17 protein-coding genes, 4 tRNA genes and 5 pseudogenes are annotated in these 25,760 nt (G+C 53.8%); 21 read left to right on the top strand and 5 right to left on the bottom strand.

Annotated features, from left to right (window positions below):
• Positions 1–11: 11 nt before the first annotated feature.
• From wzzE to ACQ86O_RS04050, 16 genes and pseudogenes are all read left to right on the top strand, one after another.
• Positions 12–1,064, top strand: coding sequence for an ECA polysaccharide chain length modulation protein (gene wzzE, locus ACQ86O_RS04125; RefSeq protein WP_431224231.1), 1,053 nt, complete (start codon positions 12–14; stop codon positions 1,062–1,064).
• A gap of 203 nt (positions 1,065–1,267) precedes the next feature.
• On the top strand, positions 1,268–2,398 hold the full coding sequence (gene wecB / locus ACQ86O_RS04120; RefSeq protein WP_431224230.1) for a non-hydrolyzing UDP-N-acetylglucosamine 2-epimerase: 1,131 nt from the start codon (positions 1,268–1,270) through the stop codon (positions 2,396–2,398).
• Positions 2,395–3,656, top strand: a pseudogene (gene wecC / locus ACQ86O_RS04115) (UDP-N-acetyl-D-mannosamine dehydrogenase). The gene wecB and the pseudogene wecC overlap by 4 nt, the downstream one beginning before the upstream one ends.
• A complete protein-coding gene (gene rffG / locus ACQ86O_RS04110) occupies positions 3,653–4,720 on the top strand; it encodes a dTDP-glucose 4,6-dehydratase (RefSeq protein WP_431224229.1) in 1,068 nt (355 codons plus the stop codon). Before wecC ends, rffG begins: the two are co-directional and overlap by 4 nt.
• A gap of 65 nt (positions 4,721–4,785) precedes the next feature.
• A complete protein-coding gene (gene rfbA / locus ACQ86O_RS04105; RefSeq protein WP_431224228.1) occupies positions 4,786–5,667 on the top strand; it encodes a glucose-1-phosphate thymidylyltransferase RfbA in 882 nt (293 codons plus the stop codon).
• A complete protein-coding gene (gene rffC, locus ACQ86O_RS04100) occupies positions 5,645–6,364 on the top strand; it encodes a dTDP-4-amino-4,6-dideoxy-D-galactose acyltransferase (protein WP_431224227.1) in 720 nt (239 codons plus the stop codon). Before rfbA ends, rffC begins: the two co-directional genes overlap by 23 nt.
• Positions 6,351–7,480 (top strand): annotated as a pseudogene (gene rffA, locus ACQ86O_RS04095) (dTDP-4-amino-4,6-dideoxygalactose transaminase). The gene rffC and the pseudogene rffA overlap by 14 nt, the downstream one beginning before the upstream one ends.
• A 1-nt stretch (position 7,481) precedes the next feature.
• Entirely contained in the window at positions 7,482–8,732 is a 1,251-nt protein-coding gene (gene wzxE, locus ACQ86O_RS04090) for a lipid III flippase WzxE (RefSeq protein ID WP_431224226.1), read from the top strand.
• Positions 8,729–9,814, top strand: coding sequence for a TDP-N-acetylfucosamine:lipid II N-acetylfucosaminyltransferase (locus tag ACQ86O_RS04085; protein ID WP_431224225.1), 1,086 nt, complete (start codon positions 8,729–8,731; stop codon positions 9,812–9,814). The genes wzxE and ACQ86O_RS04085 overlap by 4 nt, the downstream gene beginning before the upstream one ends.
• Positions 9,811–11,178 carry an ECA oligosaccharide polymerase gene (gene wzyE / locus ACQ86O_RS04080; RefSeq protein ID WP_431224224.1) on the top strand — a complete coding sequence of 456 codons (1,368 nt, stop codon included), beginning with the start codon at positions 9,811–9,813 and terminating at the stop codon, positions 11,176–11,178. Before ACQ86O_RS04085 ends, wzyE begins: the two co-directional genes overlap by 4 nt.
• Positions 11,179–11,186: 8 nt before the next feature.
• Positions 11,187–11,927: a lipopolysaccharide N-acetylmannosaminouronosyltransferase gene (gene wecG, locus ACQ86O_RS04075; protein WP_431224223.1), complete on the top strand. Its 741-nt coding sequence runs from the start codon at positions 11,187–11,189 to the stop codon at positions 11,925–11,927.
• Between the two features lie 217 nt (positions 11,928–12,144).
• Positions 12,145–13,547: pseudogene (gene thrP / locus ACQ86O_RS04070) on the top strand (bifunctional threonine/serine APC transporter ThrP).
• Positions 13,548–13,682: 135 nt separating this feature from the next.
• Positions 13,683–13,759: transfer RNA gene (locus tag ACQ86O_RS04065), tRNA-Arg, on the top strand.
• Positions 13,760–13,818: 59 nt separating this feature from the next.
• A tRNA-His gene (locus ACQ86O_RS04060) sits at positions 13,819–13,894 on the top strand.
• A gap of 46 nt (positions 13,895–13,940) precedes the next feature.
• A tRNA-Leu gene (locus ACQ86O_RS04055) sits at positions 13,941–14,027 on the top strand.
• A 75-nt stretch (positions 14,028–14,102) separates the two neighbouring features.
• Positions 14,103–14,179 (top strand) — tRNA-Pro (locus ACQ86O_RS04050).
• Between the two features lie 1,433 nt (positions 14,180–15,612).
• Here the strand turns inward: ACQ86O_RS04050 and hemY are convergent.
• From hemY to hemC, 4 genes and pseudogenes are all read right to left on the bottom strand, one after another.
• Positions 15,613–16,806, bottom strand: a complete 1,194-nt coding sequence (gene hemY / locus ACQ86O_RS04045) for a protoheme IX biogenesis protein HemY (protein WP_431224222.1) — start codon at positions 16,804–16,806, stop codon at positions 15,613–15,615.
• Positions 16,807–16,809: 3 nt separating this feature from the next.
• Complete coding sequence (gene hemX / locus ACQ86O_RS04040; protein WP_431224221.1) at positions 16,810–17,934, bottom strand: uroporphyrinogen-III C-methyltransferase; 1,125 nt, start codon at positions 17,932–17,934, stop codon at positions 16,810–16,812.
• Between the two features lie 22 nt (positions 17,935–17,956).
• A complete protein-coding gene (gene hemD / locus ACQ86O_RS04035) occupies positions 17,957–18,697 on the bottom strand; it encodes a uroporphyrinogen-III synthase (protein ID WP_431224220.1) in 741 nt (246 codons plus the stop codon).
• Positions 18,698–18,701: 4 nt separating this feature from the next.
• Positions 18,702–19,634, bottom strand: a pseudogene (gene hemC / locus ACQ86O_RS04030) (hydroxymethylbilane synthase); the annotation flags it as partial.
• Between the two features lie 314 nt (positions 19,635–19,948).
• On the opposite strand from hemC, the gene ACQ86O_RS04025 reads away from it, so the two are divergent.
• Positions 19,949–22,507, top strand: coding sequence for a class I adenylate cyclase (locus ACQ86O_RS04025; RefSeq protein WP_431224219.1), 2,559 nt, complete (start codon positions 19,949–19,951; stop codon positions 22,505–22,507).
• A gap of 36 nt (positions 22,508–22,543) precedes the next feature.
• Here the strand turns inward: ACQ86O_RS04025 and cyaY are convergent, their stop codons facing one another.
• Positions 22,544–22,864, bottom strand: a complete 321-nt coding sequence (gene cyaY / locus ACQ86O_RS04020) for an iron donor protein CyaY (RefSeq protein ID WP_431224218.1) — start codon at positions 22,862–22,864, stop codon at positions 22,544–22,546.
• Between the two features lie 205 nt (positions 22,865–23,069).
• On the opposite strand from cyaY, the gene lptM reads away from it, so the two are divergent.
• From lptM to xerC, 4 genes and pseudogenes are all read left to right on the top strand, one after another.
• A complete protein-coding gene (gene lptM, locus ACQ86O_RS04015) occupies positions 23,070–23,264 on the top strand; it encodes an LPS translocon maturation chaperone LptM (RefSeq protein ID WP_431225642.1) in 195 nt (64 codons plus the stop codon).
• 71 nt (positions 23,265–23,335) lie between these two features.
• On the top strand, positions 23,336–24,160 hold the full coding sequence (gene dapF / locus ACQ86O_RS04010; RefSeq protein WP_431224217.1) for a diaminopimelate epimerase: 825 nt from the start codon (positions 23,336–23,338) through the stop codon (positions 24,158–24,160).
• On the top strand, positions 24,157–24,861 hold the full coding sequence (locus ACQ86O_RS04005; protein WP_431224216.1) for a DUF484 domain-containing protein: 705 nt from the start codon (positions 24,157–24,159) through the stop codon (positions 24,859–24,861). The genes dapF and ACQ86O_RS04005 overlap by 4 nt, the downstream gene beginning before the upstream one ends.
• A pseudogene (xerC, locus tag ACQ86O_RS04000) lies at positions 24,858–25,759 on the top strand (tyrosine recombinase XerC); the annotation flags it as partial. The gene ACQ86O_RS04005 and the pseudogene xerC, both read left to right, overlap by 4 nt.
• Between the last annotated feature and the right edge of the window lies 1 nt (position 25,760).

The following is a 25,760-nucleotide window of genomic DNA, read 5'->3' as shown; positions in this document are numbered from 1 at the left end:
TTTGGGCAGTGATGATTCCTGAGACAACGTCTGAAAAGAATACCCCGGTGGTCGATAATGAACTCGATATCCGTGGTTTGTGCTGCACCCTATGGCGCGGTAAAAAATGGATTATTGGTTTCGCGGTGCTGTTTGCCGCTGTCGCTCTGATTTTTTCTTATCTGGTCAAACAGGAGTGGAGTGCGACGGCGATCACCGACAAGCCGACGGTGAATGCGTTGGGAGGATATTACTCTCAGCAGCAATTCCTGCGAAACCTGGATGTACGCAGTATGCCTGCGGTTTCTACCGATCAACCTGGGATTGCGGATGAAGCCTATAATGAATTCATCATGCAGTTAGCCGCGTATGACACACGCCGTGATTTCTGGCTGCAAAGTGATTATTACAAGCAGCGCCAGGAAGGTGATGCGCGTGCCGATGCCGCGTTGCTTGACGATATGATCAACAATATCCAATTCACGCCGCGTGACGATAAAAAAGTGCTTAACGACAGCGTGAAGCTGACTGCAGAGACGGCTCCGGATTCCAACCATCTGCTGCGCCAATACGTTGCCTTTGCCAGCCACCGTGCGGCACAGCATCTGAACGAAGAGATCCAGGGCGCCTGGGCTGCACGTACCACCTCGATGAAAGCGCAGGTAAAGCGTCAGGAAGCGGTTGCCGATGCGGTTTATCAGCGTGAGCTCAAGACGGTTCAGCAGGCGCTGAAAATTGCCGAGCAGCAAGGTATCAGCCGTACTCAGACGGATACCCCGGCAGAGCAGTTACCCGATTCCGATCTTTTCCTGCTTGGTAAACCGATGCTCCAGGCTCGTCTGGAGGGTTTACAGGCTTCTGGCCCAACTTATGATCTGGATTATGATCAAAACCGGGCTATGCTGGCAACCCTGAGCGTTGGCCCAACGCTGGATGCCAAATTCCAGACTTACCGTTATTTACGCACGCCGGAAGAACCGGTTAAACGTGATAGCCCGCGCCGGGTATTCTGGCTGATTATGTGGGGGGCGATTGGTGGTCTAGTAGGTGCTGGTGTTGCCTTGGCGCGCCGCCCTCGTCGTTAAAAATAATATTACCCATGGATTTCAAGTTGGCCGTTCTAGTACGTCCATGCGTTCGCGGCATTTGTTTATCCCTGTACAGCATAGCTGGTGCAGGTAACCACGCTGCAGCTTGAGAGACGACGGGTAAAATAATTTCGCTGATGGGTACTTAGGTACCCACTTTGCAGGTCCGCCTGCGGTTCACCGACCAAAAGAGATTCGCTGTGAAAGTGTTGACTGTTTTTGGCACTAGACCGGAAGCCATCAAAATGGCCCCTCTGGTACATGCTCTGGCTCAGGATGCAGCCTTTGAATCAAGAGTCTGCGTAACGGCACAGCATCGTGAGATGCTGGATCAGGTATTGCGTTTGTTTGAAATCGTGCCTGATTATGACCTCAATATCATGAAACCTGGCCAGGGGCTGAGTGAAATCACCTGCCGCATTCTGGAAGGGCTGAAGGGTGTGCTGGAAGATTTCAAGCCGGATGTGGTACTGGTGCACGGCGATACAACGACCACCATGGCAACCAGCCTGGCGGCGTTTTATCAACGTATCCCGGTAGGGCATGTGGAAGCGGGCCTGCGCACGGGTAATCTCTATTCTCCGTGGCCGGAAGAAGCCAACCGCAAGTTGACCGGGCATTTGGCGATGTACCATTTTGCGCCGACCGAAAATTCGCGCCAGAACCTGCTGCGTGAATCATTGATGGATGACCATATTTTCGTGACGGGCAATACCGTTATCGACGCTCTGCTATGGGTGCGCGATCGTGTCATGGGCGACGAAGCCCTGCGCACCAGCCTTGACCAGCGCTATCCTTTCCTTGATGCCAACAAGAAGTTGATCCTGGTAACCGGCCACCGCCGCGAAAGTTTCGGCGGCGGATTTGAGCGTATCTGCAGCGCCCTGGCGGAAATCGCACTGCAGCATCCAGAAGTGCAGGTGGTATATCCGGTACATCTCAATCCGAACGTCAGTGAGCCGGTTAACCGCATTCTGAAAGGCATTGATAACATCATTCTTATCGATCCACAGGATTACCTGCCTTTTGTTTACCTGATGACGCATGCCTATATGATCCTGACTGACTCTGGTGGTATTCAGGAAGAAGCACCGTCGCTGGGTAAACCGGTACTGGTCATGCGCGATACCACGGAGCGCCCGGAAGCGGTAGATGCCGGTACGGTGCAACTGGTTGGCACAGATGTAGCTAAAATTGTTGATGCGGTAACCCGGTTGTTGACAGATGAAAACGAATATCACGCCATGAGCCGGGCGCATAACCCATACGGTGATGGGCATGCCTGCCAACGTATCCTAGAAGCTTTAAAGAATCGTCAGGTGACACTATGAGTTTTAACACTATTTCAGTTATTGGCCTGGGTTATATCGGCTTGCCAACGGCGGCGGCATTTGCTTCCCGCAAGAAAAAGTGGTGGGTGTAGATGTTAACCAGCATGCGGTGGATACCATTAACCGTGGCGCTATCCATATTGTAGAGCCCGATCTGGACCGTGTAGTGAAGGAAGCGGTTGAAGGAGGCTATCTGCAGGCGGTAACCAAGCCGCTGGCGGCGGATGCGTTCCTGATCGCCGTGCCAACCCCGTTCAAGGGAGATCACGAACCCGACCTGGCCTATGTTGAAGCGGCTGCCAAGTCACTGGCTCCCGTGCTGAAAAAAGGCGACCTGGTGATCCTGGAGTCCACTTCTCCGGTGGGCGCTACCGAGCAGATGGCGTTATGGTTGGCAGAAGCACGCAGCGATCTGAGCTTCCCGCAAGATGCTGGCGAGCAGGCTGATGTCAATATTGCCTATTGTCCTGAGCGTGTGTTGCCGGGGCAGGTGATGGTCGAGTTGATCAAGAATGACCGCGTTATCGGTGGGATGACGCCGAAATGCTCTGAGCGTGCCAGCTCACTGTACAAGATTTTCCTCGAAGGCGAGTGTGTGATTACCAACTCTCGCACCGCCGAGATGTGTAAGCTGACAGAAAACAGCTTCCGCGACGTTAACATTGCGTTTGCCAATGAACTTTCACTGATCTGTGCCGATCAAGGCATCAATGTGTGGGAGCTGATTCGCCTGGCCAATCGCCACCCTCGCGTCAACATTCTGCAGCCTGGCCCTGGCGTCGGTGGGCATTGTATTGCCGTTGATCCCTGGTTTATCGTGGCTCAAAACCCTCAGCAGGCGCGTTTGATCCATACGGCCCGCCTGGTTAACGATGGCAAACCGCTATGGGTGGTTGATCGTGTCAAAGCTGCCGTGGCAGATTGCTTGGCGGCAACCAACAAACGCGCTTCAGAAGTAAAAATTGCCTGTTTTGGTTTGGCGTTCAAACCGAATATCGATGACCTGCGTGAAAGCCCGGCGGTTGAAGTGGCTCATCTGATTGCCGAATGGCATGTCGGAGAGACGCTGGCAGTAGAGCCTAACGTTGAGCAATTGCCAAAATCATTGACGGGGCACGTTACGTTGAAAAACCTTGCCGATGCGTTGCAGCAGGCAGATGTGATCGTGATGTTGGTCGATCATAAAGAATTCAAGGCGATCAAGCCGGAAGAGGTTAAGCAGTCCTGGATCGTTGACACCAAAGGAGTCTGGCGTTGAAACGTATTCTGGTCACCGGTGGCGCTGGGTTTATCGGCTCTGCCGTGGTAAGGCACATTATTGATGGCACAACCAACAGCGTGGTGGTGGTCGATAAGCTGACTTATGCCGGTAATCTGGAATCACTGGCAGGGGTTGCTGACAGCGAGCGCTATGCTTTCGAGCAGGTGGATATCTGCGATCGCACCTCGTTGGATCGCGTATTTGCGCAGTACCAACCAGATTTCGTGATGCATTTGGCGGCGGAAAGCCACGTTGACCGCTCAATTGATGGCCCGGCAGCCTTTATCGAAACCAATGTGGTGGGCACCTATACCCTGTTGGAGGCAGCCCGCCATTATTGGTTGGGGCTGGCAGAAGAGAACAAGCTGGCTTTCCGTTTCCACCATATTTCCACCGATGAAGTGTACGGCGATCTGCACGGCACGGACGATCTGTTTACCGAAACCACGCCTTACGCGCCAAGCAGCCCGTATTCTGCCTCCAAGGCATCGAGCGATCATCTGGTGCGTGCCTGGTTGCGGACCTACGGTTTCCCGACCGTAGTGACCAACTGTTCCAATAACTACGGCCCCTATCACTTCCCGGAGAAGCTGATCCCGCTGGTGATCTTGAACGCAATTTCGGGCAAACCGCTGCCGGTTTACGGCAATGGCGCACAGGTGCGTGACTGGCTATATGTCGAAGATCATGCGCGGGCGTTATATCAGGTGGTGACTGAAGGCGTAGTAGGCGAGACCTATAATATTGGTGGTCACAACGAACGCAAAAATATCGAAGTCGTGCAGACTATCTGCGAGCTGCTGGAAGAACTGGCACCAAACAAACCGCAGGGTGTGGCGAAATATCGCGATCTGATCACTTACGTCAAGGATCGCCCTGGCCATGATATGCGTTATGCCATTGATGCAGGCAAGATCGAGCGTGAATTAGGTTGGCGGCCGCAAGAAACCTTTGAAAGTGGGATCCGCAAAACGGTTTCCTGGTATCTGAATAATGAAACCTGGTGGCGCCGTGTGCAGGATGGTTCCTATGCGGGTGAACGCTTAGGGCTAAGCGATTAAGCCTTTAGCCAGAAGACGCGCGGAGGCTGGCAAGCACCGCGCGGTTAGCGTAATCAGGAGTGAAGATGAAAGGTATTATTCTTGCCGGTGGTTCGGGGACGCGTTTGCACCCGATTACCCGTGGTGTCTCCAAGCAGTTACTGCCAATCTACGATAAACCCATGATTTATTACCCGCTCTCGGTGCTGATGCTGGCCGGGATTCGGGACATTCTGATTATCTCAACGCCTGACGATCTGCCCTCATTCCGTCGTTTACTCGGCAGCGGTGAAGAGTTCGGTATTAACCTCAGCTACGCAGAACAGCCAAGCCCGGACGGGTTGGCGCAGGCCTTTCTGATCGGTGAAGAGTTTATTGGCGGTGAGCCAAGTTGCCTGGTTTTAGGCGATAATATCTACTTCGGTCAAGGCTTTAGCCCGAAACTGAAAAGCGTTGTCGATGGTCTGCACGGGGCCACGGTATTTGGTTATCAGGTTATGGACCCCGAGCGCTTTGGCGTGGTGGAGTTTGACGACAACTTCCGCGCGCTGTCGATTGAGGAAAAACCGCTTAAACCCAAATCCAACTGGGCGGTCACCGGTCTCTATTTCTATGATAATCAGGTAGTGGATTTTGCCAAACAGGTGAAGCCTTCCCCGCGTGGCGAACTCGAAATCACCAGTATCAACCAGATGTATCTGGAGCGTGGCGAACTGAGCGTTGAGTTGCTGGGGCGTGGTTTTGCCTGGCTCGATACCGGGACTCACGACAGCCTGATCGAAGCGAGTACTTTTGTGCAAACGGTTGAAAAGCGCCAAGGGTTCAAGATTGCCTGCCTGGAAGAGATCGCCTGGCGTAACGGCTGGCTGGATGACGATGGTGTAAGGCGTGCCGCTCAGGCACTCTCCAAAACCGGCTATGGCAAATATTTACTGGATCTTCTGCATGTCCGTCCACGCCAATATTGAGCCTTTAGGCTGGGAAAGCGAATTTTTCCATCTTGACAGCGCCAAGCTGAGTTTTGATGTTACTGCCCCGGCGATCGGCTTGGCCGAGCTGGGCGCTTTTTCGTTGGTTCAGGCCAAAATTCCGGCGCAGCGAGTTGACCTGGCGGATGCTTTGGCAGGCTTGGGGTTTCGGCTGGTTGAAGGCGAAGTGGATCTGGCCCTGGTGATTGGCACGGAAAGTGCATTATTATCAACGACGAGCCGCATTGCTCAGCCGGAAGATATTCCGTTGCTGCGTCAGGCGGCAGCCAGCGTATTTGCTGCCAGCCGTTTCCGTATGCCCTGGTATGGGCCACAGGATAGCGGGCGCTTTTACGCCACCTGGATTGAAAAAGCGGTGTTGGGGACCTTTGATCATCAGTGCCTGCTGGTGCTGGGAAGCGAGGGGGAACCCGAAGGGTTTGTCAGCCTGCGCGATATCGGCCAACAGGAAGCGCGTATCGGCCTGCTGGCAGCATTCCCAGGAGCACAAGGGAAGGGGACCGGTTCGCGGCTGATGGCTGCTGCAATAGCCTGGTGCCAGCAGCAACGGCTGCAGCGCCTGCGAGTTGCGACCCAGATAAGTAATATTGCCGCGTTACGGCTCTATCAACGGCACGGTGCCACCATAGAAAGCACCGCGTATTGGTTCTACAGAGGTTTACATGATTCCATTTAACGCACCACCGGTTGTAGGCACTGAACTCGATTATATGCAGGCTGCGATGGGCAGCGGCAAATTGTGTGGCGATGGTGGTTTTACCCGTCGCTGCCAGCAGTGGATGGAACAGCATTTCGGCAGCCCGAAAGTGTTACTGACCCCGTCTTGCACCGCCTCACTGGAAATGGCCGCCATCCTGCTGGATATTCAGCCGGGTGATGAAGTGATCATGCCAAGCTATACCTTCGTGTCCACCTCCAACGCCTTTGTGCTGCGTGGTGCGGTGGTGGTGTTTGTCGACGTGCGTCCAGACACCATGAATATCGATGAAACCAAGATAGAAGCGGCCATCACCGATAAAACCCGAGCGATCGTTCCGGTGCATTACGCAGGTGTGGCCTGCGAGATGGACACCATCATGGCGCTGGCTAAGAAGTACGATCTGTTTGTGGTGGAAGATGCCGCACAAGGTGTGATGTCGACTTACAAGGGTAAAGCCTTGGGCACTATCGGCCATATCGGTTGCTTCAGCTTCCATGAAACCAAAAACTACACCGCCGGTGGTGAGGGGGCGCGACGTTGATTAACGATCCGGCCCTGATCGATCGTGCAGAAGTCATCCGCGAAAAAGGCACTAACCGCAGCCAGTTCTTCCGTGGTCAGGTAGATAAATACACCTGGCGCGATATCGGTTCCAGCTATCTGATGTCAGACCTGCAAGCCGCCTATCTGTGGGCGCAATTGGAAGCCGCCGAGACGATTAACCAGCGCCGTCTGAAGCTGTGGCAGAACTATTACGATGCTTTCAAACCGCTGGCAGACTCCGGGCGCATCGCCTTGCCGGTGATCCCGGCTCATTGTGTGCATAATGCCCACATGTTCTACATAAAACTGAACGATGTGCAGGATCGCACAGCGTTTATCGATTACCTGAAAGAGGCCGAGATCATGTCGGTCTTCCACTACATTCCACTGCACGCCTGTCCGGCTGGGGAGAAGTTTGGTCGTTTCTCCGGAGAAGACCGTTTCACCACCAAAGAGAGCGAGCGTCTGGTACGCCTGCCGCTGTTCTATAACATGTCAGACGTCAATCAACGTACGGTGATCAATACCATCCTGAGCTTCTTCGCCTGATATGTCGCTGGCAAAAGCATCGATTTGGACCGCGGGCTCCACGCTGATTAAAATTGGCGTGGGGCTGTTAGTGGTAAAAATGCTGGCGGTGGCCTTCGGCCCCAGCGGGGTTGGGCAGGCAGGGAACTTCCGCCAGTTGATTACCGTGTTGGGTGTGCTGTCTGGTGCCGGGATTTTTAACGGTATCACCAAGTATGTGGCGGAATACCATCAGGATCCCCAACGGTTGCGGATGGCAGTGGGGACGGCTTCCAGCATTGTGCTGGGCTTCTCCACCTTGCTGGCGCTGGTGTTCCTGTTTGCTGCCGAGCCGATCAGCCGTGGCTTGTTTGGTCATAGTGATTATGTGAACGTGGTGCGGGCGGTGGCGTTTATCCAGATGGGGATAGCCTACGCCAATCTGTTCCTGGCGATCCTCAAGGGTTACCGCGATGCGATGGGCAATGCCCTGGCGGTGATCGCAGGTAGCCTGATCGGCGTACTGGCCTTTACGCTGTGCTTCAAGCTTGGCGGTTATGAAGGGGCATTGGCCGGGCTGGCGCTGGTTCCGGCGCTGGTTGTGTTACCTGCCGGTTTGATGCTGTGGCGTCGCAAGGTGCTGCCGTTGCGCTATCTGGCACTGGCCTGGGATAAAGCGCTGGCAAGCCATCTTGGCAAATTTACCATCATGGCGCTGATCACCTCCGTGACCTTGCCGGTAGCCTATGTAATGATGCGTAACCTGCTGGCGGAACATTACAGTTGGGACGAAGTGGGGATCTGGCAGGGGGTGAGCAGTATCTCTGATGCCTATCTGCAGTTTATCACCGCCTCGTTCACCGTTTACCTGTTACCGACGCTGTCGCGCCTGAAGGAAAAAAGCGCCATTTCGCAGGAAATTGTGCGCTCGCTGAAGTTCGTTTTGCCTGCCGTGGCCGCCGCGAGTTTTACCGTCTGGTTGCTGCGTGACTTTGCTATCTGGCTGCTGTTCTCCCATCAGTTCGTTGCCATGCGGGATCTGTTTGCCTGGCAACTGGTGGGGGACGTGCTGAAGGTCGGGGCTTACGTTTTCGGTTATCTGGTGATCGCGAAAGCGTCCCTGAGGTTTTATATTCTGACAGAGGTCAGCCAGTTTGCCTTGCTGACGCTGTTCTCGCACTGGCTTATCCCGCTGCATGGCGCATTGGGGGCGGCACAGGCCTATATGGCAACCTACATCGTGTATTTTGCGCTCTGTAGCTGCGTATTTATTCTTTATCGTAGACGAGTATGACCACACTGATTCACGTACTGGGATCTGATATCCCGCATCACAATCAGACGGTGCTGCGCTTCTTTAATGATGTGCTGGCAGAACGCCTGCCCTCTGAACAGGTGTGTCATTTTATGGTGGCCGCCAAAGATGTTGCGGCATTGGGCCAATTCCCCAACCTGAAGATCGACGCTTTTGCTGGCAAAAAGAGTCTGGCAGAGGCGGTGACTGCCCGCGCTCAGGCGGACCGTAATACCCGCTTTTTCCTGCATGGGCAGTTTAATGCGGCACTGTGGCTGGCCTTGCTGAGTGGCAAGATCAAAACGCAGCAGGTGAGCTGGCACATTTGGGGGGCTGACCTGTATGAAAATGCCACCAGTTGGAAGTTCCGCCTGTTTTATATTCTGCGCCGTATCGCCCAGGGGCGGGTTGGCCGCGTATTTGCGACGCGGGGCGATCTGATCCATTACCAACAGCGCCATGCGCGGGTTCCGGCTTCACTGCTCTATTTCCCGACCCGAATGGATCCGGCACTGACGGGTATCGACGTTGCCAAGAACCTGGCAGGGCCGATGACCATTCTGGTCGGCAACTCTGGTGATACCACTAACCGCCATATCGAGGCGCTGCAGGCCATCCATCAGCAATTTGGTGCCGACGTGCGGGTGATTGTACCGCTGGGCTACCCGGCCAACAACGAAGCTTATATCGAACAGGTTCGTGCTGCCGGGCTGAAGCTGTTTGCCGAGCAGAATTTGCAGTTGCTGACCCAGCAGGTGGCTTTTGATGACTATCTGAATATCCTGCGTGAGTGCGATCTCGGTTACTTTATCTTCGATCGCCAGCAGGGCGTGGGCACCTTGTGTCTGTTGATCCAGTTTGGCGTCCCCTTTGTGCTTAGCCGCAAGAATCCGTTCTGGCAGGATCTGGCCGAACAACATCTGCCGGTATTGTTCTATGGTGATTCGCTGGATGAAGCGGTGGTGCGTGAAGCACAGCGCCAACTGGCGACGTTGGATAAACAATCTATCGCCTTTTTCAATCCGAACTACGTCGATGGCTGGCAGCAGGCACTGGCGCTGGCCGCGGGAGAAAATCCATGACGCTGGCGCAGTTCGGCGGGCTGTTCGTCGTCTATCTGATCGGGGTGCTGTTTGTGCTCACCTTGACTTATCAGGAGTTCCGGCGTGTCCGCTTTAACTTTAACGTGTTCTTTTCCCTGCTCTATCTTCTGACGTTCTATTTTGGCTTCCCGCTGACCTGCCTGTTGGCCTTCCAGTTTGATGTTGAGGTGGTGCCGGTAGAATTCCTGCTGTACGCCATCCTCTCTGCGACCTGTTTCTACGCGATTTATTACGTCAGTTACAAGACGCGGCTGCGTAAACACAGCAACCAGCAGCGTAAACCGGTGTTTTCCATGAACCGGGTGGAAACCAACCTGACCTGGGTGCTGCTGGCATTGGTGGCGATCGGTACCGTTGGTATCTTCTTTATGCAAAACGGCTTCCTGCTGTTCAAATTAAACTCGTACAGCCAGATTTTCTCCAGTGATGTGTCCGGGGTAGCGCTCAAACGCTTCTTCTACTTCTTCATTCCGGCGATGCTGGTGGTCTATTTTCTTAAGCAAGATGTGCGTGCCTGGTTCTTTTTCCTGGCGGCCACGGTGGCGTTCGGCATTCTGACCTATGTGATTGTGGGTGGCACCCGGGCCAATATCATCATCGCATTCTCGTTGTTCCTGTTTATCGGTATTGTGCGCGGCTGGATTTCGTTGTGGATGCTGGTCGCCGCCGGGGTGTTCGGCATTGTCGGCATGTTCTGGCTGGCGTTGAAGCGCTACAGTCTGGATGTCAGTGGCCCGGAAGCCTTCTACACTTTTCTGTATCTGACACGTGATACCTTCTCACCGTGGGAAAACCTGGCGCTGCTGCTGCAAAATTACGACAAGATCGATTTCCAGGGGCTGGCGCCGATCGTGCGTGATTTCTACGTGTTTATCCCTGCCTGGCTGTGGCCGGGGCGGCCGGATCTGGTATTGAACACCGCAAACTACTTCACCTGGGAAGTATTGGACAACCACTCGGGGTTGGCGATTTCCCCTACGCTGATTGGTTCACTGGTGGTAATGGGCGGCGTGCTGTTTATCCCACTTGGCGCCATTGTGGTGGGTCTGATCATCAAGTGGTTCGACTGGCTGTATGAGCTGGGCAAAAACGAGCAAAACCGCTACAAAGCGGCTATCTTGCAAGGGTTCTGCTTTGGTGCGGTATTTAATATTATCGTGCTGGCACGTGAAGGGGTGGATTCGTTTGTCTCGCGCGTGGTGTTCTTCTGCATTATTTTTGGTGCCTGTCTGGTATTGGCAAAATTACTGTACTGGCTGTTTGACGCTGCCGGATTGATTAAGGCACGGATCATGCGTAAGCGTGCGCACGCACCAGCTGCCAACGCCCTTTTGCAAAGGTGAGAATGACGATGGAAGCAAAAATTTCGGTTCCCAAGTATGAGCTACGAGGCTTCAGCCTGTGGGGCTTTCGTGATATGGCTCAGTGCATGGATTTTCTGTTTGATGCTGGCCGGGTCAAGCAAGGTACGCTGGTGGCGATGAACGCCGAGAAAATCCTCAATGCGGAAACCGATCCCGCGCTGCACGCTCTGTTGGATGAGGCCGAGTATAAGTATGCTGATGGTATCAGCATGGTGCGCTCGATCCGTCGGAAATACCCTGGCGCACAGGTTTCCCGCGTGGCCGGAGCTGACTTGTGGGAAGCCATGATGCAGCGTGCTGGGCAGGAAGGTACGCCGGTGTTTCTGATTGGCGGTAAACCTGCGGTGTTGGCAGAGACCGAGCAGAAGCTGCGTAGCCAATGGAATGTGAATCTGGTGGGCAGCCAGGATGGTTACTTCAAGCCGGAACAGCGAGAAGCATTGTTTGAGCGCATTCGTGCCAGCGGTGCGGCGATCGTGACGGTCGCCATGGGGTCACCAAAACAGGAAATCCTGATGCGTGACTGTCGCAAAGTCCATCCACAGGCGTTGTATATGGGCGTAGGAGGCACGTATGACGTGTTTACCGGCCATGTGAAGCGTGCGCCCAAGGGGTGGCAGAATCTTGGCCTGGAGTGGCTTTACCGCTTGCTCAGCCAACCCAGTCGTATTGGCCGTCAACTCAAACTGCTTAAATTTGTAGGTTATTATTATACTGGCAAAATGTGACCTTCACGCTGGGGCGCTATAGCCGCCCCAGCGGCCGTCTCGGTATTAACGATCTTCTTCCTGGCCACCGCTGCATTTCCCCGCAAAAACTGTTCAGACCGTTCGTCGAGCTCTGCATTGCCTGGTTAGGGATGAATGACACTCTTTTTTCTAAAACAATAACGACCAGCCCAGGTTGGCAAACAAACACATTCATAGAAAGTATGATTGAGGATTTATGGCAAGCAAAGAAAAACCGCAAGGGCTACACCGGGGGCTAGAAGCCCGGCATATCGAGTTGATCGCACTGGGTGGGACAATCGGCGTCGGCCTGTTTATGGGCTCAGCCAGTACCTTGAAATGGGCGGGGCCTTCGGTACTGCTGGCCTATATTATTGCGGGCCTGTTTGTGTTCTTTATTATGCGTTCTATGGGCGAGATGCTGTTCCTGGAACCGGTAGCGGGCTCCTTTGCTGTCTATGCGCACAAGTATATGAATCCCTATTTCGGCTATCTCACCGCCTGGGGTTATTGGTTTATGTGGATTGCCGTGGGGATATCAGAGATCACGGCGATTGGCGTCTATGTGCAGTTCTGGTTCCCTGAAATACCCCAGTGGTTGCCCGCGCTGATCGCGGTCGCTATGGTCGCTTTGGCCAACCTGGCTGCGGTGCGCCTGTATGGGGAACTGGAGTTTTGGTTCGCCATGATTAAAGTCACCACCATCATTGTGATGATCCTGGTAGGCTTGGGCGTGATCTTCTTTGGTTTTGGCAATGGTGGGCAATCCATCGGTTTCGCCAACCTGACGGCCCACGGCGGATTCTTTGCCGGTGGCTGGAAAGGCTTCCTGTTTGCGCTGTGTATCGTTGTAGCATCCTACCAAGGGGTGGAACTGGTCGGTATTACCGCCGGGGAAGCCAAAAACCCACAGGTGACTCTCAAGCGGGCAATTAACAATATCCTGTGGCGTATCCTGATTTTCTATGTCGGGGCCATCTTTGTTATTGTTACCATCTTCCCGTGGAACGGGATTGGCACCGCTGGCAGCCCATTTGTGCTGACCTTTGCCAAAATAGGTATCGTAGCTGCAGCCGGGATCATCAACTTTGTGGTACTGACTGCCGCGCTCTCCGGTTGTAACAGCGGCATGTATAGCGGTGGCCGTATGCTTTATGCCTTGGCAAAGAACCGCCAACTGCCTGCCGCGTTAACCCGGCTTTCCGCCAGCGGCGTACCGGTAAACTGTATCGCCATCACCATTGCCTGCCTGTTGGCGGGGTCTGCACTGAATTACATCATCCCTAATCCCCAGCAGGTGTTCGTCTATGTTTACAGCGCCAGCGTGTTGCCGGGGATGGTGCCATGGTTTGTGGTGTTGATCAGCCAGCTCTATTTCCGCCGTGCCCATAAAGAAGCCATGAAAACCCATAGCTTCAAGTCGGTGATGTTCCCTTATGTCAATTACCTGACCATTGCTTTCCTGGTTTGTGTGCTGGTTGGCATGGGGATTAATCCAGATACGCGGATTTCACTAGTGGTGGGGGGATTTTCCTGGCGCTGGTCAGCCTGTGCTATTTCGCTCTGGGGATGTACAAAGCACACCATCAGCCTGAAAAGCGGACAGAAAGTCAGCAGTAATCTTGAGAAAAGGGCCCTGAAGGGCCCTTTCTGGTGCAGGAGTGAGCAAAGCGTAATAAAACACTACATTTCTGAGAAAAAGCACTAGACAGGATCGGTTTAAAACCGTAGTATCCCCACCCGCAACGGCGCTACGCGCCCGTAGCTCAGCTGGATAGAGCGCTGCCCTCCGGAGGCAGAGGTCTCAGGTTCGAATCCTGTCGGGCGCGCCATTAATTTTGTGCGCAGGAGCTGCGGTGGTATGATTACCGCGTGAAGTAAAGTAGTAATGGTGGCTATAGCTCAGTTGGTAGAGCCCTGGATTGTGATTCCAGTTGTCGTGGGTTCGAGTCCCATTAGCCACCCCACTTTACCTAGGGTAAAGTAAAAAATTGAAAGCGGTTTTGTGACTGTGCGAAGGTGGCGGAATTGGTAGACGCGCTAGCTTCAGGTGTTAGTGTTCTTACGGACGTGAGGGTTCAAGTCCCTCTCTTCGCACCACACAAAATGTCTAATAAATTATAATATTTACATAGACATAAGCTTTAATTTTGAGTAGCATCAGCAACAAGAAATCGGCGAGTAGCGCAGCTTGGTAGCGCAACTGGTTTGGGACCAGTGGGTCGGAGGTTCGAATCCTCTCTCGCCGACCACATTTAAGAAACCTGCTTTTTAAGCAGGTTTTTTTCATCTGGAGTTTATGAGGATGAGAACCTCCGCGGAGGTCGACAAATCTGCCGGGAGCAGATTTGCATATCGCGTAAGCGATACCCTGAAGGGGCGAGTATCATGGATGATACGAGTGAATCCTCTCTCGCCGACCACATTCAAGAAACCTGCTTTTTAAGCAGGTTTTTTTCATCTGGAGTTTATGAGGATGAGAACCTCCGCGGAGGTCGACAAATCTGCCGGGAGCAGATTTGCATATCGCGTAAGCGATACCCTGAAGGGGCGAGTATCATGGATGATACGAGTGAATCCTCTCTCGCCGACCACATTTAAGAAACCTGCTTTTTAAGCAGGTTTTTTTCGCCTGGAGTTTACGAACCTGTTCAACAATGAACGGGTTTTTTGCTTTTGGGATTTTAAACCTGATGATGATGTATGGTGATGCAGACCAATAGGGGCAGCCGGTAGGAGCGAGCGGGGAGGGAGTTATCGACTTCTGGAGCACTTCAACTTGGATGCAGTTTTGCTCCAGATACTAGTCGATTTATTTCAAGCGCACGTGGCAGTGGCGATTACAGATTGAAAGTACCGAATGAAAAGTTTACGTCGTTGAAAGCAGTGATGATTCTGTTAATCAGTTTCATTATGTCAGTCCTCATGGGGTAATTAATAGTGTGATGTTCGTCACGCAAATAGATTACTCCTGAGCGTGAGGCAGATCAATCATTTTTGTGATGAATCTCACAAAAATATTAAACCAGCGTTTTGACTTTAGCTCTCCTGCAATCAAAGCTAAATCACCCTGTGATGTGGATGGCTCATCACGCTGTCCGCCCATCCCGTAACGAAATTTTTATCTGTCTCCTTTTATCATTTACGGAAGAGCTTCATGTCGTCAGTTTGAGACATTTAACATTTTGATTTTAATCAATAAAAAACCATTCATGCTATCCCGTCGTTTTAAGGCGACAAAATTGGCGCGGGGTCAAAAAACGCTAAACGGATGGCCTGAGTTGTAGGGAACAGTGCGATAATAAATAAGTTATTAAAATTCAATATGATGCGTTATTTTTTCTTTTTAGCCTTTGATTGCCAGGAATTGGCACGCTAAGTGCAATATCTCTACTGTAGATGCTCATTCCACTTCTTATGTTCGCCTTAGGCCTCATAAACCCAGGAATGATGCAGAGCCGATTTTAGGGTGCCTATTGCCCACCAGAACGATGAAAGGGTTGCTTGCAACGGCTTCATCACACTCCGGGCATAACGTTGAGTGAGGCACCACCCCAGTTGTCCTAGACCTGATTGCTTCTTTATACACTTGCCTCGCGGCAAGTGTTTTTTTGCCTGTAGGAAACGCAGGCAAAAAAAGCCCAGCAACTTAGGCTGGGCTTGGGCAAACCAACGGGCGTCGGGGTTATTCGCCGTTTTGCTTCAGCGTTAACATTAGCCCTTCACGCCGCATCTGTGCGGCTTCCTCGGCACAGTGGAGCTTATCCAATGCGTCCGCCAGCCAGGCATAGTCATAAGCATCCGGGCGTTGTTTCAGCGCCTCACGGAACGCATCACTTGCCTGCTGCCACTCGCCGTGTTTCATCAGCAACTGACCCAGCGTGCTATTCAGTAACGGTGTCGCACCGTGTTGCTTGATCTGCTGGCGCAGGATTTTCTCTAACTGTTCCGGATTGCCGGATTTGAGGCGCGGGATCAGCAATACCAAACGTTCATCGTACTGACGTTTCAGACCGCCCATAACGATATCTTGTGCCAACTGGTGATCGTTACATTCAATCAGGTGCTCTACCATCGCCACTTGCAGCGGGATCTCATGGCGCGTTTTACGGTTTTGATCTTTCCACCAGCGTTTTAACCCTTCACTACCTTCATCAGCCATTGCCTGATTCATCAGGCCGATATAAGCCTGTTGTTGCAACGCCTGGATCTCATCTTCGCTGTGCAGGTCAATCTTGCTCATTGAAGGTAGGATTTCCAGCAGTGAAGCGTATGCGCCGGTACGCAGGTAAGCCTGCTCCGCCAGCCGCAGCACTTCAGGATGACGCGGTGCCTGATTGAGCAAACGGTCAACGCCATGCCGTGCAGCATGGGTTTCACCTTGTGCCAACTGAATACGCACGCGGGTAATATCCACCGGCAACTGATCGGTATCGGCGGCCTCAGCTGCGCGTTCCAGATACTGATTAGTGCGGAAATCATCCCCACGCTGTTGTGCAGCTTCTGCCGCCAGCAGATAGTTCACCACCGGTTGCTCAGCATGATCGGCATTGCGTGTCAGCAGCTTTTCGACCTGCTTGTAATCACCTTCTGCCAGCTTGATCAGCGCGGCTTTGGTTTGTTTGCGCGCACGGCTGCGTTTACGGCCAAGGAACCAGCCGCGTGTACGGGCGCCGGTGCGGAAGATACGGCGCAGGATCCATTCGATGACAAACAGCACCAGAAATATCAGCACAACCATAATCACCAGACCGGTGACGCTGGTTTCAACATTGTAATTGTCGGTCTGGATCAGCACATAGCCCTGATGACCAGCCAACATTGGCCCCACCACCACGCAGGCGATCAGCACCAGAAACAGGAATAACACGCGTAACATGGCTTATCCCTCCTGGTGGGTGGCAGGCGCCTGGGTCAGCAGGTTACGAACCCGGCTCTGCATCAGTTTTTCCAGCATTGGCTGGCTTTTCAGTTGATCCGGGACATCCATTGAGATGGATTGCTGGCTCAGGTTATCGAGTTCTTCCAGGAATGCCTTGGTGGCCGGATCTGTGGTATCAAAATAGGCACGTACCCAGGTAGATACCGTTTCCAGAGACTGTTTATACACCTCGTTTTGATGGCGAGGGATGGCTTGCGCAGCGATCAACAGGCGGGAGCGGATATTTTCACGCAGGTAGATATCCTGATTCGGCGCCAGCAAGGGTTCAGCACTGGTATCACGGCGGCGGATAGTGATGAAGTCCGCCATAAAGTTGTGCCAGCTTTTGGTCAGATTTTGGCGCCATTCGCTCAGGGAACTGGACAGCTCGCCATCGTCTTGATCCATTGGCCTTTCGTCTTGGTTGTTATCCGCCAGGCGCAGGTTATCAACCTGATTGGCCAGTTGGTCAACCTTCAGAATGATGCCGTCAAAATCAACCTGGGCTACGGCCGAGAGCGAACTGACATCTTCGGTAATAGCGCGGCGGATATCGATCAGACTCGGATCGTTCATTTCTGCCAGACTGGCATCGGCGCTTTTCAGCAGTGCGGCGGCGGTAGTGACATCCTGATCGCTCCACAGTTTGCGGCCAGCCATTTTCACCAGGAAATCAGCCTGTGCCAGTAACCAGGTTTTGGCATCGCTGCCGGAGAGAGTCGCAACCTTTTCCTGCAACTCATTTAACTGGCGGGCCAGCGTGCTTTGCTCACGATCGGCAGCGTCCAGCGTTTTGCTCTGCTGTTGCAGCAAACCTTCCAGCGCAGTTTTTTCCTGCTGCTGGCTTTGTCTCAGCTCAGCCAACTGTTGTTGCAAAGCCTGGTTAGCGGCAATCAGCGTCTGTGCCTGCTTGTGCGTGTGGTAATAGCCGCCAGCACCCAGTGCGATGACCAGCACGATTGCAATCGCACCTAATACCGGGCCAGTATTTTTACCTTTGCGGTTGTCAGCGTCTGGCTGCTGGGGGCTCTCTACCGCGGTGGTTGGCTCTTCAACCGGGGCGGATGGAGTGTTTTGTTCCGTCATAGTGGCACATCCCATAGTCAGGTTATTGTAGCGCGCGTATCAGCGCGTCATTATCTGCGTTGTCAGCTACCCGAATCGAATTCCAGCCCAATTCCTGGGCTAGGGTAGCCAGGCGTTCACTGACAACTATCAACCGGCAACGTAACAGCCAGGAAGAACGATAGTAATCAGGAACTAAAGTATAGAGCTGTTGTAACATTTCACCGCTGGTCACTACCAGCGTATCGATGCCAGCACGTTGCCAATGGGCGCTTTGCTCGCTGCCATCATAGTGAACCTGGCTGCGCCGGTAGCATTCATAATAGCTCACCGCAGCGCCACGCTCAGCCAGGCTATCCCCGAGCAGTTCACGGCCACCGTTACCACGCATGATCAGCACCTGCTTACCGGTAAGCCGCTGCAATGCGGGCATCAGCAACAGGTTCTCGCTGATTTCACGTTCACGCGGGTATTCTACCGGCAGGCTGCTGATGCGATGCATCGCCAGCGCGGTGGTACGGCCTATTGCATAATAGGATAAGTGAGCGGGCCAATGAAGCCCGGCTCGGTTGATCACGGAGTTGGCATAGCTGACGGCGTGCTGTGACAGGGCAAATACCAGGTCACCCTCGTTCAGTTGGGCCAGTGCCTGAGGCAGTTTGGCAAGATCGGCACCGGGGGCAAAATCGATCAACGGCGCATGATAGGCAACCCGGCCAAGTGCGCGCAGGCGGCTCACCAGTTGCTCCCCGGCAGGAGAGGGGCGGGTTACCAGAATGGTCATGCGGGGGATTTCCCTGATAAACCTCGCGCAGGATCTCACGAGCCCCGGCTGCCAGCAGCTCTTCCGCCAGCTCGACACCCATCTGCTCTGCCATGTTTGCTGGGCCACGGCGCTCGCCGCGTACCATCTGGCTTCCGTCTGGAGCGCCAACCAGTGCGCGTAACCACAGCTCATCACCCAGCAGTTCGGCGTAACTGCCGATGGGAACCTGGCATCCACCTTCCAGCCGGGTATTCATGGCCCGCTCAGCACGTACACGGATTTCCGTCTCGCGGTGGTTGAGGGGAGCCAGCAAGGCACGCGTAATGTCGTCATCAAGGCGGCATTCGATACCCACCGCGCCCTGGCCAACCGCAGGCAAGGATTCTTCTGCGCTCATCGGGCAACGGATGCGCTGTTCCAGCCCAAGGCGTTTCAACCCGGCAACGGCCAGAATAATGGCGTCGTAGTCGCCGTTATCCAGCTTGGCCAAACGGGTGCCGACGTTACCTCGCAGGTCACGCACGATTAAATCAGGGCGGCGTTGGCGCAACTGGCATTGGCGGCGCAGGCTTGAGGTGCCGACCACACTGCCCAGAGGCAGTTGATCGAGCGAGGCAAAGGTATTCGACACGAAAGCGTCACGTGGGTCTTCGCGCTCGCAAATGGTTACCAGCCCGAGACCTTCTGGGAAATCAACAGGTACGTCTTTCATTGAGTGCACGGCGATATCCGCCCGACCCTCCAACAGGGCCAGCTCAAGTTCTTTCACGAACAGACCCTTACCACCGACCTTGGCCAGCGGTGTATCCAGAATAATATCGCCGCGCGTGACCATCGGCACCAGTTCGACCTGCAGGCCAGGATGGCTCTCAAGCAGGCGTTGCTGAACATAATGGGCTTGCCAAAGGGCAAGTGGGCTCTGGCGAGTGGCAATTCGAACAATTTTGTCTGACATACTTGTTACCGTTTTTATAGTTCGCCGTCCATCCTACCACTGAGTACGAAAACTGTCAGTGCAAGAAGCCATAGGCGAGGAAAGGACAACGGAATCAATGGGTGACGGAGGAGTTTTGGCTGCGGCTAACGCTGCGGGTCAATCGTTTATAGAAGCGCTATGATAAGTGTGTCGCTTTACCTCCTTTACGGTCAATCAGCAAGGTGTTAGATTGATCACGTTTCCAGCAATAAGTCGTCAAATATTCTTCTAAACTAAAGACGCTTACGGAATACGGGTTTTTTTCAAGCATCGGGATAATCAGGCGAGACGTCTTGTACCTCTACATCGAGACACTGAAACAAAGACTGGATGCGATCAACCAATTACGTGTCGATCGTGCCCTGGCGGCCATGAAACCCGCGTTCCAACGGGTCTACAATCTGCTGCCTACCTTATTGCACCACCATCATCCTCTGATGCCGGGCTACCTGAACGGTAACGTTCCCCATGGCATCTGTATCTACACGCCTGATGAAGTACAACAAGATTATCTCAATGATTTAGAAGATAAATGGGGTAGCCCGTTTGAAAAAATGGCCTCTGGAGAGTTGCCGATCACCGGGCTTTACTCCATGGGCAGCACCTCCTCGATCGGCCAGAGCTGCACCTCAGATCTGGATATCTGGGTGTGCCACCAATCCTGGCTTGATAACGAAGAACGTAACTGCCTGCAGCAGAAGTGCAGCCTGTTGGAGAAATGGGCCGCGTCGATGGGGGTAGAGGTCAGCTTCTTCCTGATCGACGAAAACCGCTTCCGCCACAATGAAAGCGGTAGCCTGAGCGGTGAAAACTGTGGTTCAACCCAACATATTCTCTTACTGGACGAATTCTACCGCACGGCTGTTCGCCTGGCAGGGAAGCGTATCCTGTGGAACATGGTGCCGGGCGAAGAAGAAGCGCATTACGATGAATATGTGCTTTCGCTGTATTCACAGGGCGCTTTAACCCCGAACGAGTGGTTGGATCTGGGCGGGTTGAGCACGCTGTCTGCCGAAGAGTACTTCGGTGCCAGCTTGTGGCAACTGTATAAAAGTATTGATTCGCCCTACAAGGCGGTGCTGAAAACGCTGCTGCTCGAAGCTTATTCGTGGGAATACCCCAATACCCAACTGTTGGCGATGGGTATCAAACATCGTCTGCACCAGGGGGAGATTGTCTGCTTTGGCCTTGATGCCTATTGCATGATGCTTGAACGTGTCACCCATTATCTGACCGAAATCAACGATACCACCCGCCTCGATCTTGTCCGCCGCTGTTTCTACCTCAAAGTTTGCGAGAAGCTGTCGCTGTCCAACAACGCCAGCATCGGTTGGCGGCGTGAGATCCTCAGCCAACTGGTCAGCGAATGGGGCTGGAGCGAGGAGCGGTTGGCGATCCTGGATAACCGGGCGAACTGGAAAATCGAGCGGGTGCGCGAAGCGCATAACGAACTGTTGGATGCGATGATGCAAAGCTATCGCGATCTGATCCGCTTTGCCCGTCGCAACAATCTCAGCGTCAGTGCCAGCCCGCAGGATATTGGGGTATTGACCCGTAAACTGTATGCCGCTTTCGAAGCGCTACCCGGCAAAGTCACGCTGGTGAATCCGCAGATTTCGCCGGACCTGTCGGAAAACGACCTGACATTTATTCATGTCCCGAGTGGCCGTGCCAACCGCACTGGCTGGTATCTGTATAATCAGGCACCTGAGATGAGCTCGATCGTCAGCCATCAGCCGTTGGAATATAACCGTTATCTGAACAAGCTGGTGGCCTGGGCCTATTTTAATGGTCTGTTAACGCCACGAACCCGTTTGCATATCAAGAGTGGCAATATTTGCGACATTGCCAAGCTGCAGGAACTGGTGACGGATGTGTCGCACCACTTCCCGCTGCGTCTGGCGGCACCGACGCCTAAAGCCCTCTATAGCCCTTGTGAAATCCGCCACCTGGCGATTATCGTCAACCTGGAAAACGATCCAACGGCAGCTTTCCGTAATCAGGTCGTGCATTTCGATTTCCGTAAGCTGGACGTGTTCAGCTTTGGCCAGCAACAGCAATGCCTGGTTGGCAGCATAGATTTGCTGTACCGCAACTCGTGGAACGAAGTGCGAACCCTGCATTTTAGTGGTGAGCAATCGGTTCTTGAGGCATTGAAAACCATTCTTGGCAAGATGCATCAGGATGCGGCACCGCCAGAGTCGGTGGAAGTGTTCTGCTACAGCCAGCATCTGCGTGGCCTGATCCGCACCCGTATTCAGCAACTGGTTTCCGAATGTATAGAACTGCGCCTTTCCAGCACTCGCCTTGAGCCTGGGCGGTTCAAAGCGGTACGCGTCGCCGGGCAAACCTGGGGCCTGTTCTTTGAACGCCTGAGCGTATCGGTGCAAAAGCTGGAAAACGCGGTGGAATTTTATGGGGCCATCTCTCACAACAAATTGCATGGTCTGTCGATCAAGGTCGAAACCGATCAGGTACATCTGCCGCCGGTTGTTGATGGTTTTGCCAGTGAGGGGATTATCCAGTTCTTCTTTGAAGACACCACGGATGAAAAAGGCTTCAACATCTATATTCTGGATGAGTCGAACCGGGTTGAGGTTTACCATCACTGCGAGGGCAGCAAAGAAGAACTGGTGCGCGACGTCAGCCGCTTCTATTCATCATCGCACGATCGCTTTACCTACGGCTCCAGCTTTATCAACTTCAACCTGCCGCAGTTCTATCAGATTGTGCAGCTTGATGGCCGCACCCAGGTGATCCCATTTCGCAGCAATGCGCTGTCGAATCTGTGTGTTACCGTCTCTGGCAGCAATACCAATCAGCCCCTGAAGCAACAATTTCAACTGCACTGATCGCGTAAGGGCGCGAAGTTTGCGCCCCGCCAGACTTCAGCTAAAACTGACCACGGCACCTGCCTGTGTGCTGGCCGCTTCGGTAAGCAATGCGTAAAACTCTTGCCCGCTGCGATCGCAAAACCAGGCACTGTCACGATAGTCAAAGTGGTATCCGCCGGTTTTGGTCGCCAACCATATCTGGTGTAGCGGCTCCTGGCGGTTAATCACTATCTTGGTGCCGTTTTCGAAGCTGAGCGTCATTACGCCGCCATTGGTTTCGTAATCGATATCCGCGTCACCGTCAAAATCGTCCAATGTCTCTTCAATATTAAGCATCAATTGGTCGGCCAATTGATGAAACTCGCTATCGTTCATAATCGATTCCTATTGCTTTTCATGATCCACCTGCGATTATATACCCTTCATACTTGAAGCCGCAGCTGTGTTGGCTGCGTGCGCTTACCCCGGTCATTTACCAATGTAAACTCCTGGGGACTCACGCACTTGTCGCCTTGCTGCAATTCCAATTATTTTGGGTACAGTGAGCTTGGACGCATGAATTACAGGCATATTAATGCAAATGAAAAAACAACTACGCTATGCGCTGATGGCCGTTATGCTGGCCGGGCTCTCTGGCTGTGGCCTGAAAGGCCCGCTGTATTTCCCGCCGAGCGATAAACCGGCAACGAAACCGATGACCAATGATGATAGTGTCAGCAAAAACCAACAAGAACCCGCTGGTACTCAGCAACACCCGTCGATGAGCAGCCAGTAACGATAAATCCAGGGTGGCCGAGGTCACCGTGGATGCCAGACGGATAGCGCGTCCAGATAGCGGAGTATGATATGCAGTTCTCCAAAATGCACGGCTTGGGTAACGACTTTATGGTGGTCGATGCCGTCACACAGAATGTCTACTTTTCCCCAGAGCTGATCCGCCGTCTGGCCGATCGGCATTTGGGCGTCGGTTTTGACCAGATGCTGGTGGTAGAACCCCCTTACGATCCTGAACTCGACTTCCATTACCGCATTTTCAATGCCGATGGCAGCGAGGTGGCGCAATGTGGCAATGGCGCCCGCTGCTTCGCCCGTTTTGTGCGGCTGAAAGGGTTGACCAACAAGCGCGATATCCGCGTCAGCACCCAGACTGGGCGCATGGTTCTGAGCGTCACTGACGACGATCTGGTTTGCGTTAATATGGGCGAACCGAACTTTGACCCGCAGATCGTGCCATTCCGCGCCACCAAAGCGGAAAAAACCTACATCATGCGTGCAGCGGAACACACCGTACTGTGCGGTGTGGTTTCCATGGGCAATCCGCACTGTGTTTTATCGGTAGATGATGTGCTGACTGCCAAGGTAGAACTGCTGGGCCCGGAGCTGGAAGGGCATGAACGCTTCCCGGAGCGGGCCAATATCGGCTTTATGCAGGTGGTCAGCCGCGAGCATATCAAACTGCGAGTTTATGAGCGCGGTGCTGGAGAGACTCAAGCCTGCGGCAGCGGTGCCTGTGCCGCCGTAGCTGTGGGGATCCAACAGGAATTGCTGTCTGAAGAAGTTCATGTAGAACTGCCTGGGGGCAGCCTGCATATCCGCTGGAAAGGGCCAGGGAATCCGCTGTTTATGACCGGCCCGGCGACCCATGTTTATGACGGATTTATTCATCTATGAAGAGCGTTGAAGATCAGGCAATAACCGGCATAGAGCTTGATGATGATACGGTGATGCACTATTTGCTGCAGAATCCGGATTTCTTTATCCGCAATGCCCGGCTGGTTGAACAGATGCGGGTGCCTCACCCGGTGCGCGGCACGGTTTCGCTGGTGGAGTGGCATCTGGCGCGTCAGCGTAACCACATCACCCGGCTGGAAGAAGAGATCACCCTGTTAATGGAACAGGCCAGCGCCAATGAAACCCTGTTTGCCCGCTTGCTCAATCTGCAGGCCGATCTGGCCACTGCCAGCAGCCTGCAGGATATGTTGAACCGCTTGCAACGGTGGGCGCGTGGATTTGGTCTGGCAGGGGCGAATATCCGCCTGTTTGCCGATCGTTGGAATATCGGCGCACCGTCGGATTTCACCCATCTTGGCCTGACGCGTTCAACGTTTGAACCGTTGCGTATTCAGCGCTTGGGCGGCCAGAACCATTATCTTGGCAGCCTCAATGGCCCTGAACTGTTGCTGCTACTACCGCAGGCTAAACAGGTTGGCTCCGTGGCGCTGTCATTGCTCGGGGAGCAGGGCGATCTTGGCATGGTGATCTTCAGCAGTCGCGATACACAACATTACCAGCCAGGAATGGGCACCGTGATGCTCGGCCAACTGGCGTTAATGCTGCCAGCTTTGCTGGAACGCTGGATAGAACGCGCATGACTTCCTCAGCGGCCAGCCTGCAACAGCCGGTGGACGCTTTCCTGCGTTATCTCAAGGTTGAGCGCCAGCTTAGCCCACTGACCCAGATCAGCTATTCGCGCCAGTTGCAGGCGTTGATTGCGATGGCGGGCGAGCTGGGCGTGAGTGAATGGCCGATGCTGGATGCGGCAAGGGTGCGTCAGCTGGCGGCCCGCAGCAAACGTGCCGGGTTGCAGTCTTCCAGCTTGGCGCTACGCCTCTCGGCGCTGCGCAGCTTTCTGGATTGGCTGGTCGGCCAGGGTGTATTGAGCGCTAACCCTGCCAAAGGGATCCGTACGCCGCGCAGTGGCCGCCATTTGCCAAAAAACATCGACGTCGATGAAATGAACCAACTGCTGGATATCGATCTCAATGATCCGCTGGCAGTGCGCGATCGCGCCATGCTTGAGGTGATGTACGGCGCCGGGCTGCGTCTTGCCGAAATGGTGGGGCTGGATTGCCGCCATGTCGATCTGGCTGCAGGCGAAGTCTGGGTGACAGGGAAAGGCAGTAAAGAGCGAAAACTGCCGATTGGCCGCACGGCGGTAACCTGGCTGGAGCATTGGCTGGCGTTGCGCGACCTGTTCGGGCCACAGGATGATGCGATGTTCCTCTCCAATCAGGGCAAACGCATCTCGGCCCGCAACGTACAGAAACGTTTTGCCGAGTGGGGGTGAAACAGGGCGTCAACAGCCATATCCATCCGCATAAACTGCGTCACTCCTTCGCCACCCATATGCTGGAATCGAGTGGCGATCTGCGAGCGGTACAAGAGTTACTGGGCCACGCCAATCTTACTACTACGCAAATTTATACCCACCTCGACTTTCAACATCTGGCTAACGTGTATGATGCGGCACATCCACGTGCCAAACGGGGAA

Source organism: Serratia sp. L9 (assembly GCF_050632285.1).
Taxonomy (GTDB): Bacteria; Pseudomonadota; Gammaproteobacteria; order Enterobacterales; family Enterobacteriaceae; genus Chania.
The sequence above is the reverse complement of the archived record's forward strand: the minus strand, read 5'-3'. Positions and strand labels throughout refer to the sequence as shown.

Excerpts from the sequence above, each read along its gene's own strand:
- wecG (WP_431224223.1), top strand. The coding sequence starts at position 11,187 with ATGGAAGCAAAAATTTCGGTTCCCAAGTATGAGCTACGAGGCTTCAGC.
- lptM (WP_431225642.1), top strand. The coding sequence starts at position 23,070 with ATGAAAAAACAACTACGCTATGCGCTGATGGCCGTTATGCTGGCCGGG.
- rffC (WP_431224227.1), top strand. The coding sequence starts at position 5,645 with ATGTCCGTCCACGCCAATATTGAGCCTTTAGGCTGGGAAAGCGAATTT.
- hemY (WP_431224222.1), bottom strand. The coding sequence starts at position 16,806 with ATGTTACGCGTGTTATTCCTGTTTCTGGTGCTGATCGCCTGCGTGGTG.
- hemD (WP_431224220.1), bottom strand. The coding sequence starts at position 18,697 with ATGACCATTCTGGTAACCCGCCCCTCTCCTGCCGGGGAGCAACTGGTG.
- rfbA (WP_431224228.1), top strand. The coding sequence starts at position 4,786 with ATGAAAGGTATTATTCTTGCCGGTGGTTCGGGGACGCGTTTGCACCCG.
- hemX (WP_431224221.1), bottom strand. The coding sequence starts at position 17,934 with ATGACGGAACAAAACACTCCATCCGCCCCGGTTGAAGAGCCAACCACC.
- wzxE (WP_431224226.1), top strand. The coding sequence starts at position 7,482 with ATGTCGCTGGCAAAAGCATCGATTTGGACCGCGGGCTCCACGCTGATT.
- cyaY (WP_431224218.1), bottom strand. The coding sequence starts at position 22,864 with ATGAACGATAGCGAGTTTCATCAATTGGCCGACCAATTGATGCTTAAT.
- dapF (WP_431224217.1), top strand. The coding sequence starts at position 23,336 with ATGCAGTTCTCCAAAATGCACGGCTTGGGTAACGACTTTATGGTGGTC.
- ACQ86O_RS04085 (WP_431224225.1), top strand. The coding sequence starts at position 8,729 with ATGACCACACTGATTCACGTACTGGGATCTGATATCCCGCATCACAAT.
- wzzE (WP_431224231.1), top strand. The coding sequence starts at position 12 with ATGATTCCTGAGACAACGTCTGAAAAGAATACCCCGGTGGTCGATAAT.
- ACQ86O_RS04005 (WP_431224216.1), top strand. The coding sequence starts at position 24,157 with ATGAAGAGCGTTGAAGATCAGGCAATAACCGGCATAGAGCTTGATGAT.
- wzyE (WP_431224224.1), top strand. The coding sequence starts at position 9,811 with ATGACGCTGGCGCAGTTCGGCGGGCTGTTCGTCGTCTATCTGATCGGG.